Origin of the sequence: Chryseobacterium sp. YR221, assembly GCF_900176315.1 — a bacterium.
GTDB classification, from domain to species: domain Bacteria; phylum Bacteroidota; class Bacteroidia; order Flavobacteriales; family Weeksellaceae; genus Chryseobacterium; species Chryseobacterium rhizosphaerae.
Map to the genome: position 1 here is coordinate 432,995 of NZ_FWXM01000004.1, position 13,949 is coordinate 446,943.

Annotated in this window: 11 protein-coding genes and 3 tRNA genes; 4 read left to right on the forward strand and 10 right to left on the reverse strand. The window is 36.8% G+C overall.

Features of this window, described 5'->3' with window-relative positions; all coding sequences use genetic code 11:
• Positions 1-34 precede the first annotated feature (34 nt).
• Entirely contained in the window at positions 35-2,356 is a 2,322-nt protein-coding gene (locus tag B8967_RS14305) for a DUF5074 domain-containing protein (RefSeq protein ID WP_084086552.1), read from the forward strand.
• A gap of 82 nt (positions 2,357-2,438) precedes the next feature.
• Here B8967_RS14305 and B8967_RS14310 read toward each other — a convergent pair whose 3' ends face one another.
• The 9 genes from B8967_RS14310 to B8967_RS14350 form a co-directional block, all read right to left on the reverse strand.
• Positions 2,439-3,923, reverse strand: a complete 1,485-nt coding sequence (locus B8967_RS14310; RefSeq protein WP_084086553.1) for a T9SS type A sorting domain-containing protein — start codon at positions 3,921-3,923, stop codon at positions 2,439-2,441.
• 126 nt (positions 3,924-4,049) lie between these two features.
• Entirely contained in the window at positions 4,050-4,838 is a 789-nt protein-coding gene (locus B8967_RS14315) for a T9SS type A sorting domain-containing protein (RefSeq protein ID WP_084086554.1), read from the reverse strand.
• Between the two features lie 204 nt (positions 4,839-5,042).
• On the reverse strand, positions 5,043-5,816 hold the full coding sequence (locus tag B8967_RS14320; RefSeq protein ID WP_084086555.1) for a T9SS type A sorting domain-containing protein: 774 nt from the start codon (positions 5,814-5,816) through the stop codon (positions 5,043-5,045).
• A gap of 380 nt (positions 5,817-6,196) precedes the next feature.
• Positions 6,197-6,268, reverse strand: a tRNA-Glu gene (locus tag B8967_RS14325).
• Between the two features lie 65 nt (positions 6,269-6,333).
• A tRNA-Glu gene (locus tag B8967_RS14330) sits at positions 6,334-6,405 on the reverse strand.
• 10 nt (positions 6,406-6,415) lie between these two features.
• Positions 6,416-6,670, reverse strand: a complete 255-nt coding sequence (gene rpsT / locus B8967_RS14335; RefSeq protein WP_047491303.1) for a 30S ribosomal protein S20 — start codon at positions 6,668-6,670, stop codon at positions 6,416-6,418.
• A gap of 67 nt (positions 6,671-6,737) precedes the next feature.
• Positions 6,738-7,058: a hypothetical protein gene (locus B8967_RS14340; protein WP_047491306.1), complete on the reverse strand. Its 321-nt coding sequence runs from the start codon at positions 7,056-7,058 to the stop codon at positions 6,738-6,740.
• Positions 7,059-7,069: 11 nt separating this feature from the next.
• Positions 7,070-7,144, reverse strand: a tRNA-Glu gene (locus B8967_RS14345).
• Between the two features lie 57 nt (positions 7,145-7,201).
• Entirely contained in the window at positions 7,202-8,488 is a 1,287-nt protein-coding gene (locus tag B8967_RS14350) for an N-acetylmuramoyl-L-alanine amidase family protein (RefSeq protein WP_052188676.1), read from the reverse strand.
• 53 nt (positions 8,489-8,541) lie between these two features.
• On the opposite strand from B8967_RS14350, the gene B8967_RS14355 reads away from it, so the two are divergent.
• The 3 genes from B8967_RS14355 (at position 8,542) to B8967_RS14365 (ending at position 12,107) form a co-directional block, all read left to right on the forward strand.
• Positions 8,542-11,127, forward strand: coding sequence for a putative LPS assembly protein LptD (locus B8967_RS14355; protein ID WP_047491310.1), 2,586 nt, complete (start codon positions 8,542-8,544; stop codon positions 11,125-11,127).
• Between the two features lie 144 nt (positions 11,128-11,271).
• Complete coding sequence (locus tag B8967_RS14360) at positions 11,272-11,652, forward strand: RidA family protein (protein ID WP_047491629.1); 381 nt, start codon at positions 11,272-11,274, stop codon at positions 11,650-11,652.
• Positions 11,652-12,107: a hypothetical protein gene (locus B8967_RS14365; protein ID WP_047491313.1), complete on the forward strand. Its 456-nt coding sequence runs from the start codon at positions 11,652-11,654 to the stop codon at positions 12,105-12,107. Before B8967_RS14360 ends, B8967_RS14365 begins: the two co-directional genes overlap by 1 nt.
• Before the next feature lie 70 nt (positions 12,108-12,177).
• On the opposite strand, the gene B8967_RS14370 is transcribed toward B8967_RS14365, so the two are convergent.
• Entirely contained in the window at positions 12,178-13,713 is a 1,536-nt protein-coding gene (locus B8967_RS14370) for a trypsin-like peptidase domain-containing protein (RefSeq protein ID WP_047491316.1), read from the reverse strand.
• Between the last annotated feature and the right edge of the window lie 236 nt (positions 13,714-13,949).

The window sequence follows — 13,949 nt, forward strand, 5'->3', positions numbered from 1 at the left end:
AGTAGACAATACAATAAATTTTAAATTAATAGAAATGAAAAAGTTTTATCTTTTTACTCTGCTTTTTCTATTTGCATTTTTCACGAATGCACAGATAAAAGTCCAGGGGGTTCTCCGAAATGACATTCAGGGAACGGAAACAAGTCAGCTAAGAGCAGCTGTAGCACCATCAATCAGTTTTTCCGATATTAAGTATTGGGTAGGAACCGGTTCAAACGAAGCTGCTTTTGTGGTACAATGGAATGATAGTAAAAATCCGGATGCTCTGGTTTGGGGATTCAGATGGAACGGAACGGCTACAGGTGCAGATATGATTAAAGCAATTGCTAAAGAAGATCATAGACTTTTCACGTTACTTTACCAGGGGACACCACAGGGAACGGCAGTTGGAGGTTTTGGTTTCGATCTTGACGGACAAAATCTCAATGCCCTGTATTATAACGGAAATACAGCATCCCCGATTTCTCCGGTAAACGGAATCGTTAATACCACTGCATATAATTTTGATAATTATACCGGAGTGGATGCTAATGACCACTGGCAGTCCGGATGGGCAACTAAAGGATACTGGTCTTATTGGATAAAAAATCCTGCAAGTGCTAATTTTGGATACTCCGGTGTAGGAGCTTCTTCCCGTACCCTACAAAACGGTTCTTGGGATGTATGGAATTTCAATCCTTCGTTCACTTCAGTTCCCATTTCTTCTACGATGACCCCGGTTTCTCCTTATGTTGCTTCTGCGGGCCTTATGAGTCTGATGAACCCTACTAATCGTCTGAATCCGACAAGTTTTACTGAGGGCTTCTTTATCGTTAACGAAGAATGGTTCGGTCATACAAACGGATCAGTAAACTTCATAGATAATAACGGGCAGATCAATTACCGTGTATACAGTGCAGCCAATAACAACCATGCTTTTGGAGCCACTACCCAATTTGGAACAATTTATGGGGATAAGTTTTACTTTGTATCAAAGCAAGAGGCTGACCCTGGAGATGTACAATATACACCTGGAGGAAGACTGGTAGTTGCTAATGCACAAACCATGCAAAAAATAGCCAGTTTTAACGATATCGGAGGTGGTGATGGAAGATCATTTGTAGGAGTAAATGAGCATAAAGGATATATCGGGGCTTCCAATGGAGTCTATTTATTTAATATTGACAACCTTCAGGTTGGGGGCTTAATTCCAGGTACGGCAGGTACAGGGGGGCCTTACAGTGATCAGATGGGAAACATGATACGTACTTCACAATATGTATTTGCAGTGAAACAGGGAGAAGGTATTTTAGTCATTGATCCTAAAACCGATACCCTTGTTACAACCATTACCGGAGACTTCTATTCTGTTACTCAGGCTAAAGACGGAAGTATCTGGGCCATTAAGAGCCAGGCGGTAGTAAATATCCATCCTACTACTTTTGCCGTTCAGTCTTATGCTATTCCTACCACAACATATCCTGATCCTTGGGGAGCATGGAATGCAGGAAGTTTTTCAGCAAGCAACACAGAAAATACACTCTATTGGTTTATATCTGCAGGTTGGGGTTCTGGAAACAGAATTGTTAAATTTGATGTGACGGCTAAAACCTTTAATGAAAATTTTATTACCATTCCGGGACAGACAGGAACTTATAAGCAGACTCCTTATGGAGCAGGATTACGTGTAAATCCAGTGACAGGAGAACTTATTGTAAATACTACCGAAACAGGGGGTCATTATCAAAAAAACTGGGTTCATATCTATGATGCTAATGGTAACCTTACCAATACGAGAATATTGAATGACTATTACTGGTTCCCTGCATTAACAGTATTCCCGGATAATACAGTTCCGGTGGTGAACAATACTTTGCCTTCACAGGTTACAGTAGGAAACGTGACTACAATTGATTTGAAAACAGTGGTTTCTGATGAAGACAATAATACAGCTTCAATTGTGAAGACCATAAAATCAAATGACAATCAGGCAGTCGTTTCTGCAGTTATCAATAATAATGATGAGCTGGTACTTACTCCTATTGCTTCAGGAACAGCCAGTATTGTGATCGGTTTTAATTCTAATGGTAAAACAGCAGAAAAAACAATTACCGTAAACAGTCTTGGCTCTACGTTAGCTACGGCTGAGGTGAAAAAACTGGAGTTCAGTATCTATCCGAACCCGGTGACCGATCTTCTTATGATCAAAACTCAGGAGAAAATTGTAAATATTTCTGTTTATGATGCTTCAGGTAAATTGGTGAATACACAATTCAGCAACGGACAGATCAATATGAGTATGTTACCAAAAGGAATGTATATTCTAAAAGCAGTGACGGATAAAGCAATGTATCAGCAAAAACTGATTAAAAAATAATTTCTAGCATAGCTGATTTTGTTTCATTTAGCCCCGGCCAATTTTTGGCCGGGGCTTTTGTGTTAGTAAATATTGTTGTTTTTTATCGGGTAAGAATAATCTTTCGGGAATAGACTTTTTTGTCTTTCGTTTGTAGGGTAAGCATATAAACTCCTCCCGGTAGAGTAGAAGGCAGATCGAATGTTTTAGATTTATATTTGGAACGATACACTTCTTTTCCTGATACATTAGTTATGAAGATATCAGAATCTAATAGAAGAATATTTCCATCTATACTAATCTGCCCGGTAGTGGGATTTGGAGAAACAGTGAAATCTTCATTTATTGGAATGTTTTTTAAGATTTTATGATCTGAATAAAGACCTGATGGGTTGATCATGGGCCTGTCATATGAGTTGTAAAGTGCCTGACTTTCTTCATGGGTAAGCGTTTTATTGTAGACGATAAATTCATCGATCTGTGCACGATCGAGGTAAATTATAACAGACCCGTCTATTAAATTAGTTATGGCTTGCATTTGGCTGAGATCAATCATAATAGGGTTAACGTGGTAGTTATCCGTAACAATGCTGCCATCCTTATATAGAATTGTTCTGTTATTTTCACTATTAAGAATATAGTGATGGAATTCAGCAGATGTGTTAACGCTACTGCGTTCCTCCATAGGGGGTTCTAAACCAAAATTAGGAGGGGTAATGCCCAGAACTATACTATCATTTCTTATACGGAATCTCATAGCAAATGCATCAATTGTGAGAGAGGGTGATGACAGATTGGGCTGTTTTTGTTCCGTTTTTGCCCAAAATGCAATGGTATAGGCGGCTTTTAAGTTAGGTGATAAGCTAGCCTTGAGACTGTTGGCGGATGTCCCTGAAGCACTAATTCCCTGGTGACATATCATAGTATTGAATGATGGAGGATTTGTTGTGCTGATTATATGGGTTCCTGAAATGATATCATTGGTGTTACCATTGAAAGGATAATAATGCAATGGATCAAAAGCAGGAAATGTACAGCCATCCGGTATATGATAGGCATAATATATACTGAGTCCGCTATTCAGGTTAAGGAGACCACTGTTTAAAGTTACTCTTACGCGATCATAGGGTTTGGTGGCAATAAATTCTATTGTTCCTTTACTTGGATTTGATATACCTATTTTGAGGAGTTCACTGTTGACGATCTTATAATCATTGTTTGAAACATTTCCGTTAAATGTTTCTATAGCAACCCCACCAAGCAACTGTACGGATAAAGAAGCTTGGCCTGTTCCGATACCGATGATCACTTTATTCAGTTTTGTGGTTGCCGGAAAGATTAATGTCTGCTCAATTCTGGCAATAGCACCCAATGGAATTTGCATCAGAGAATAGTCATTTTCATTGGAACCGACGGCGTTTTGTGGATTCTGGACGGAGCAGCCTAAGCATACTCCATAGATTTGTGAATTTTGATTGTTGACATAGGTTTTAGTTTGTGCAAAAGACCATGTATTTATCACGAACAGTAATATGAGTGACAATACTGATTTCATTACACGGAAATCTGTTAATAAGTTTGTTTTCATATTTTGGAATTTTGGATGATAGTTATTTTAAATTTTATTTAATCATAGCAATTGAATTTTTAAGTATTCATTAAAATAAAACGGCAAGCTTGAAAAGCTTGCCGTAGTGTATGTATCAGATGCTTTTTACTTCATCATAATTTTTTGAGTATAGGTTTTTCCTGCCTTCGTTTTCAAAGTCATAATATACAGACCTTGTGGCTGTTTTGATTCAAAGGTATTGGAAGTCAGTTTAGAATGGTAGACTTCTTTTCCTGAAGTATTGGTTAAAGTGATTTCCGAACCTTCTAATGGAAGTTTTTTATCAAGTGTCACCTGACCTCCTTCCGTATGGGCCATTAAATTGATAAAAGGATCTTTGTATTGGTATGTATAATAAACACGAAGTTCGCCACCCAGACTCAATAATCCTGAATTTACGTTGATTTTGACACGGTCAAAAGGAATATTCATTGTAAGTTCAATTTCACCTTTGCTTGGGTCTGCACTTCCAAGTTGAAGAATATCATTGTTGATATTTTGATAGTCATTATTAGATACATTTCCATTAAATGTCTCAATAGATACACCTCCCAATGCCTGAGCGGATAGCGGAGTACCATTCGAACCGATTCCGATTACAAGCTTATTCGTATTGTTGGCAATATTGGAGGTAGGAAAGATCAGGGTCTGTTCCGTCCTTGCCAATAAGCCTATTGAAACCTGTAAAGTGGAATAATCGTTCTCATTGCTTCCTATTGCGTTCAGTGGGTTCACTACACCGCATCCTATGCAGATTCCGGTAACCGAATTGGTTTGGCTGCTCGCATACGTTTTAACGATTTGTGCAGTAGACATAGAATTCATCAGGAACAAAAATGATGCAGACAAGGCTGCTTTGATAGCACGTTGTCTCAATAATAAATTAGTTTTCATATATGAAAATTTTGATTTTTAGTTTTGTGTAAATTTATAAATAAAATTATTATGTTAGCAAATTTATTTAATATTGTGGTGATTATGTAATAATTTGTTTATATAAATGTAAATGGTTGTTTTTTATTTAATGAATTTAAACCTTTATATAATGAAAAATCCGGCTGGATTTTGCCCGGCCGGATTGAAGTATTAAAAGTATTTCTATTTAATCATTATTTTCTTGGAATAGGTTTTCCCGTCTTTTGTTTGTAGAGTCATGATATATACTCCTCCGGGTTGTCCGGATTCAAAAGTTTTTGACTTCAGTTTGGAACGGTATACTTCTTTCCCTGAGGTATTGGTTAGGGCAACCTCTGAACCTTCCAGTGCGATATTTCCATCAAGGGTAACTCTTCCGTCCTGACTATTGGCCATCAGGCTGATCAACGGGTCCTGGTAAGCGTAATATATTCTGAATCCACCACCCAGACTAAGTACACCGCCGGTTAATCCTATTCGGATACCGTCATAAGCTTTTGTCGGTTTGAATTCTACAGTTCCCCTGTTAGGAGTTGCTCCCAGTTTAAGAAGACTTATGTCTATCGTTCTGCGGTCTTCATTTGAAGTTCCTCCATTCATGGTTTCCAGGGTTACTCCACTTAGTAATTGTACCGATAAAGGAATATTATCTGTTCCTATACCTACAACGAGTCTTGTGTCTGCCCTAAGATCAGGGAAAATTAAAGTTTGCTGGATTCCTCCTAATAATGCAGTACCCAGTGTCATTGTAGAATAATCATCTTCATTATCTCCAATTGCATTTTGAGCATTTTCTACACGACAGCCTAAACATGCTACTCCAAAAACACCGGAGCTCTGTGCGTGAGCATAAATTCTGTTTTGTCCAAAGGATAAAGTATTTGCTGAAATCAGGAATAAAGCTACTAAAGCCGTTTTAAATGAGAATCGGCTTTCAGATAGTAAAGTAAATTTCATGTGATTGGTTTTTAAATTAAAAGTTTACGCGAATTTAACGATTAAAAAGAATAGTAAGAAATAATATTTCCATTTATGGTGATATTTTTAATAATATTTAATATTGGAGGAATATAATCTCCTGGAAACAGAGTGAAGAGGATGTCTTCTTGAAGAACGAAGAGCTGGGGGAGTGTAGAAGTTTGTGATGATACTGAAAGAGTAAGAACAGACCTTTCTGTTAAAAAGGGAATCCATTGGTTGGATTGATAGAGGTGATCATTTAATAGGAGAATAGATCAGTATAAAGAGTTGTCCCGCTTTTTAGCGAAAGTTAATCTTGGATGGATAGGATAGGTGCCAAAGCAAAAAGAGAAGACTTTTATTAAGTCTTCTCTTTGTAGCCCGTAGGGGAATCGAACCCCTCTTACCAGAATGAAAATCTGAGGTCCTAACCGATAGACGAACGGGCCCTCTATCTTCCATTACCGAAGTAATGTGTTAGTTTTTGTTTTTATAAGTGTCAACTCTTAGTTTGTAGCCCGTAGGGGAATCGAACCCCTCTTACCAGAATGAAAATCTGAGGTCCTAACCGATAGACGAACGGGCCTACTATATTATTACGCTAATTTATTAACGTGCTTTGTCAATTTGCTTTTCAAGTTAGCCGCTTTGTTTTTGTGGATAATATTTTTCTTAGCTAATTTATCCAATAAAGCGATAACCTTTGGCAGTTGTTCCGTTGCAGCAGCTTTATTCTCTTCATTTCTCAAGCTTTTAAGCGCTGTTCTAGCAGTCTTGTGGTAATATCTGTTACGAAGTTTTCTAGTTTCGTTTTGTCTAATTCTCTTTAGTGCTGATTTATGATTTGCCATATCGTTCAAATGTGAGTGCAAAACTATAAACTTTTTTTTTAACTACCAAATTTATTTTATAAAATTTTTAATTTTCTTCCGAAAGGTACTTTTTAAGTTTATTTATTGCTTGTTCTATTTTTAAATTTTCTTGTTCCTTTTCTATTTTTTTGATTGTGTTTCCCAACATAATCATCGCATTGTTCCATTCCCCAGTAGTATTGGTGAAAGTAAGTTCGTCTATTGTCACTTCAAAAGCAACCCTTTCTCCTGTCCTGTAAAGCCTGAAACTTATTTTATCATCCCTGCCTGTAATCCCGTCTTCATTGATTTGTAAATCATAACTTTTTGGGTTAGAGTGGATTTTATTAAAAAGCAATTTCGCTTCTTGTATTTTTAAATCCGGCATGATATCAAATTTGGTAGCCTATAGGGGAATCGAACCCCTGTTGCAAGAATGAAAATCTTGAGTCCTAACCACTAGACGAATAGGCCAAATTTTGAGGTTGCAAAAGTAATGATTAACTTTTTAACTTCAAAATTATTTTTTAATTATTTATATACTTTTTGTATCACGGTATTCTTAATTCCTTTGTTCTCAAGTTCTTTCTGAAGCTTCACTGCTTCCTCCAAAGTAGCCACTTTTCCATAGGTATAATAGAAAACACCGCTATCTTTCTCTCTTTCCACATCTTTTAGGTTCTGAAGAATATAAGAATTTCCGTTCAGTTTATCGCCGGCATACAGCTCTATGGTATAGTAACCCATGCTTATTTTTTGGTTAGGCATGAACCCTACGGCAAAGGCATTTCTAAATCCTGCATCCTTGGCAGATTTCAGGTTAATATCTTTTACAGAAGCCATATTAGTGACGGCATAATAGTATTTGTACTGGCCATTTTCTTTAATGGTAAGGATATAGCTTAATCCTTTTAGGGCAGGGTCTCCCTCATTGTATTTGGTAGGAGAACTCATCAGTAATATCCTGAAATCATTTTTCAACGGTGTTTCCGCCGGTTTTTCAGGTTCCTGTTTTTTAATGGTAAATGAACCTCCTGTTTTTCTGTCGATCGCTTTTTTATAGTCAATAATAGCATTGTAAATACTTTCTGCTATCTCAGCCTGTCCCTTTTCGGAGGCTATATAGTGGCTTTCTTCCGGGTGATTGATAAATCCGGTTTCTATCAATACAGAAGGCATGGCATTCATACGCAGTACGTGTAGGTTTTTCTGGAAAACCCCTCTGGAAGATCTTTTGTCTTTATTCACAAAGTTGTCTTCTACCAATCCACCTAAAAGAAGACTGGATTCCAGATATTTACTTTGCTGAAGTTTCAGTGCGATTAAAGACTCCGGAGAATCGGCGTTATAAGAACCGAAGATCTGCTTATCTTTTTCATCCAGAAAAATCACATCGTTTTCTCTTTTGGCAACTTCAAGGTTTTCGTTATTTTGGTTGGGTCCCTGTACATAAGTTTCTGTACCGTAGGCTGTAGGTCTCTGTGAAGAGTTACAGTGAATCGATACAAATAAATCCGCCTTGCTTCTGTTAGCTAAGTTGGTTCTGTCGGATAAAGATGGGTATTCATCAATCTTACGGGTGTAGATTACTTTAAAATCTCTGTTTTTTTCAAGCATTGCGCCCAATCTTAAGGTAATGGCAAGGGTAACATCTTTTTCTGCGACTCTTCCAATGTCAGAATAGGACCTGTTTGCCCCATGATCACTTCCTCCGTGTCCTGCGTCCAGAACGATTGTAAACTTCTTTTGAGCTAAAATAAGGTTACTGATTAGAATAAGGAGAAATGATAAAATTATTTTAAAATTTTGTTTGTGCATCTTACAGTTATAAAAATTATATTAATTTTGGGCCTTAATTATATAGAATAAAATTGGCCAAAACCGTCTTCAAAAATATATTACAAATTTTAATTATCCTAATTTTTAACAATTTTTTAGCACAAAAAACGCCTGAAAAATTGCCTAAAAATGTGGTTAATGATACTATTTCCAAAAAGGATACCATAGTTGTAAAAAAAGAATCTTTAGATGATATTCTTCGCACAAAAGCAGAAGATCAGAGAAGAGACATCCCTAAAAAGATGACTTTTCTTAATAAAAATGCCCAGGTGATCTATCAGGATATGCAGATTGATGCAGATTATATTTCAATAGATGATAATAAAAATCTGATTTATGCCCGCGGAAAACAAGATTCTTTAGGAAAGATTGTTGAACCTGTAATTACTATGCAGGGTGGAAAAAAGTATGAAACCAACGAATTCAGCTATAACACCAAAACCAAACAGGCAATCGCCTACAATGCCAGAACTGAAGAAAGTGAAGGGGTAATTATAGCTCAAAAAACAAAAAAATACAATGACTCGGTATTTGCCATGAAAAGAGCAGATTATACTACCGATGATTATTTTATTAAGAAAAAAGATACTGCCGCAGATTACTTTATGCGGGCCTCCAATATTAAGCTGATTAAAACAAAGAACAAATCTCAGATTGTAACCGGACCGATTCAGATGTATATTGAGCGCGTACCTACCCCTCTTATTATGCCTTTTGCTATCCTTCCGTTTTCGGATAAAAGAGCAGCCGGTATTCTGATTCCGAGTTTTGGAGAAAGAGAAGATGTAGGATTCTTCCTTAACGGGATTGGATACTATCAGCCTATTGGAGAACATTTTGATCTTAAAGTGCTTGCCGATGTGTATACAAAAGGAAGCTGGAACCTGCGTCCACAGATGAATTATCAGAAGAAATACAAGTATTCGGGTAGCTTTAATGCAGATATTGGGACAATGGTAAGAGGAATTAAGGGCTTGGATGATTATAACAAGAATAGTACTTATAGAATCAACTGGACCCATTCACAGGATGCAAAATCTAATCCTTTTCTTACATTCAGTGCATCAGTGGATATTGTAAGTACAAAGTTTTACAATAACCCGCTGAATAACAACTATATTTTCAACCAAAATGTACTGAATACCCAGCAGAACTCTACGGTAACTCTTACCAAGAGGTTTCTGAAGCTTCCGGTAACCATCACCGGAACGGCATCTTATTCTCAAAACTTTGCAACTGGGTTGGCTGATCTTCGTCTTCCACAAATGAACGTTGCCATAAACCAGTTTTATTTATTTAAATCAAAAACAGGAGTACGACAGGGGCTTCTTGAAAATATTACGGTAAACACAGGGTTTAACCTTACGAATTTTGTGAACACACAGGAAAACGAATTGTTTACAAAGGCTATGTGGGATAAAATGCAGACCGGACTTAAAAACAATATTGCGCTGGCAACAAATACCACGTTAGCTAAATATTTTACATTCAGTTTAAGTGCCAACATAGATAATGCCTTGACGACAAAATCATTGAACAGATACTATGATCCGATAAAGAATGTTACTGTAGATGAAATCAATAAGAACTTTGCAGGATATTCTACATTCTCTACGACTGCCAGTCTTCAGACTACGCTATATGGAATGCTTAAGTTTAAAAAAGGATCTTCGGTGGAAGCTATCAGGCATATGATGACCCCAAGTATCGGGTTTACCTATTCTCCGGATTTTTCAAGTCCAAACTTTGGATATTACAAAAACTACTATAATGCAACCGGTGCAATTACTCCTTATTCTATCTTTGAAAAGGGAATTGTAGGAAGTCCTTCCAGTGGAATGGTAGGTGCTTTAGGGTTTAATGTAGGGAACAATATTGAGATGAAAGTAAAGTCTAAGAAAGATTCTACGGGAGTAAAGAAACTTAAGATTTTTGAATCTTTAAACCTTTCAGGAAGTTATAACTTTGCTGCCAAAGATCACCCGTGGTCTATCTTATCCATCAATGGACAATCTTCTTTCTTCAACAGTAAACTTACCGTTAATACAAGTCTTACCCTTGATCCGTATAGAATTGCATTTGTTCCGGGACAGGACACGGGAATCAGAACGGAAGAATTCGGACATTTTAGTGTACAGGGTTTCAATATCCAATTGTCTTATCCTTTAAGCAGTGAAATTTTTGGTGAGAAAACCGATTATGCTAAAAAGTATTCTTCCAAAGGAGAAGTCCGGAATGAAAATTATTATTTTGATGATGATAATTATGCTCATTTTGATCAGGCATGGACTTTGAATGTTAATGCCAACTATGCTTATTCAAAAGGACTCAACAGGTTTGGAAGTAAAATTGCATCCATAGGATTGGATGGTAGTATTAAGCTGACGCCTTACTGGAATATCAACGGAAGTACGCATTATGATATGGTTACTAAAGAGCTGGCATATACAAGAATTGGATTCTCAAGGGATCAGCGAAGTTTTACAATTAACTTCAACTGGGTTCCTTTCGGACAGTATAAGGTATACGACTTCTTTATTGGGATAAAAGCCAATATCTTAAGCGATGCTCTGAAGTATAAAGACAGAAGTTTTACTCAGCCTAATGCACCTTTCTAATATCAGATTGGCATTTGAGAATATAAATTTTATATTTGCAACCAAAATATATTCTAATGGAATTACTATTGGCAGAATTTTCAAACAAGTAAATACAGCAGATGGTGATTGCATGTGACCTTTAAAAAAATTAAATATCCACTTATGAAACAAATCATAAACACAGTTAATGCACCTGCGGCAATCGGGCCTTATTCACAAGCTAATATGGCAAATGGAGTATTGTATATCTCCGGACAGATTCCTGTAGATCCTGCAACTGGTAAACTGGTAGAAGGAATTGAAAAAGAAACTCATCAGGTAATGAAGAACCTTGAAGCGATTCTTACTGAAGCAGGAATGACTTTCAAAAATGTTGTAAAGGCTACAATCTTCCTTAAGAATATGGATGATTTTGCGGTAATGAATGATATTTACGCTTCTTATTTAGATGCAGAAAGCTTTCCGGCACGTGAAACGGTACAGGTTTCTTGTCTGCCTAAAAATGTGGATATTGAAATTTCTATGATTGCACATCAGGATTAATGAATTTTATAAGAAATACAATTGCGGTGCTGGTAGGTCTTGGGATAACCGGACTTATTATTACTCTTGGTATAAGGGCATTTCCGCAATGGGTTACTTTTGAGGCTTTTGCTCCGTTTGAGCATTGGCAAAGATTCCTTTTCAGTATGAAGGATGATAAAGCTTTCTTTGGATTCCTGTTATTTGTTTCCGGATTGGGAACGACGATAGGCGGTGTTGCCACAGCAATCATTGTTAAATATGCCAAAGTAGCTTATGCTATCCTTATAGGCTTTATTATGCTGTTTATAGCGATGCTGGATATTATTATATTTCCTTATCATCCTACCTTCTATAAGATTTCTATCTTCCTTACTTTTTTTCCATTTTCCTGGATTGGCGGTAAGATTGTAGAGGTCATTTATGAACGGAATAAGAAAAAAAGGATCGCTGAAAAAATGAATAAACCCAAATAAATAAAAAAAAACGCTGCAGATTTCTACAGCGTTTTTTTGTTGATATGAAAAGACTATTGTCTGTTTTCCATTATGGCATTTTGAATCCTTTGGTATAGTTTCTTCCGTAATCATCTACAAACTTCACCTGAACATTCCCCTGGTATTTATCCAATACCTTTTCTACATCTTTCTGTGAATTTACCGGCTTACCATTGATCTCTATAATGATATAGTTGTCTACAATTCCAATCTTAGCCATTTCACTTCCTTCAGCTACATTTTTAGCAACTACACCGCTATTTAGTCCATATTCAGTTTTAAATCTTTCGTTAAGCGGATCAAACTCAGCTCCTATTTTCTCGGTAACACTAAGGTCAGCTTTAGTTCTCGTAGAAGTTCCTCCTTTTTGGTCTCTAAGGGTTACGGTACTGGTATTTTCTTTACCATTTCTTGTATACGTTACTTGAACTTTATCACCAGGGCGTTTGCTTCCGATAGACATGGAAAGATCAGCAAAATCTGTAATGGCATAATTATCTATTTTCGTAATGATGTCTCCTTTTTTCAGACCCGCATCTTCTGCACCACTGTTCTCACCAAATCCTGTAACATAAACTCCGGCTCCTGCTTTCAGATCCGTTTTGTTTTGCTTATTGTACATTAAAACCTGCTGGTCATTGGAAAGGTCTAGAGACTGAACGCCTAAGAATCCTCTCTGAACAATTCCGAATTTTTTGATATCCTCAACAATTTTTCTGGCAAGGTTTGCCGGTACAGCAAATCCATATCCCTGATAATATCCTGTTGTAGATTGAATGGCAGAGTTAATACCGATCAGTTCCCCATTTGTGTTGACCAATGCACCTCCGGAATTCCCCGGGTTAATGGCTGCATCCGTCTGAATAAAACTTTCAATAGGATTGGCCGCTTTACCCTGGCTTCCTAAAATACCGATTCCTCTTCCTTTAGCGGAAACAATACCCGCTGTTACGGTAGAGTTTAATCCCAACGGATTTCCTACGGCAAGTACCCATTGTCCCACATCAATATTGTCTGAATTGGCAAAGTTTAAGTAAGGAAGTCCTTTCTCTTCAATCTTTAATAAAGAAATATCTGTATTAGGGTCAGTTCCTATTAAAGTAGCTATGTAGGCTTTTTTATTGCTCAATACAACCTCAAGTTTGTTGGCCCCTGCCACCACGTGATTGTTTGAAATAATATAACCGTCCGGAGAAATGATCACCCCAGATCCCATTCCTGAAGGCATATTGTCTGGAGTCTGTTGTTGTTTTTGCCTTTGCTGGCCTCTTCCTCCACCTCCGAAAGGATCTCCAAAGAAAAAGTCAAACAGATCTTGCTCTGAAGCTCTGCTGGCAGTTCTACTCTGGTAATTTTTAATGGTAACTACAGCCGGAACTGTTGTTTTGGCTGCTTTTACAAAGTCATCACCCACGGCACCTGTGTTCATTCCTGCGAATGTAGTGTTAGAGGCTGATGTAGTGAAATAAGATTGATCTCCGTTGTTGGAGTTGTGTCCAAAATATTGTATTGCTCCAACGGTAGTAGCTCCGGAGACAACTCCTACTACTGCAAATGGTAATAGTTTTTTTAAAGTACTCTTCATTGTATATCTTTCTTGTTTATTAATTAATTTCTTTTTTATGTTTTTGAGTAAACAAATTTAATGTTAAATAAGTAAGCAATTAGTATGCTATGTTTCAATTTTAACTAAAATTTAACGGGTATTATGTCATTTTATATATTATGTCATAATCTTCAATGGTCTATTAACAAAACTTAAAAAAATATTAAAGAAAAAAATGTGACATTTTGTAAGTTTATCCCTAAAAAATCCTGCTT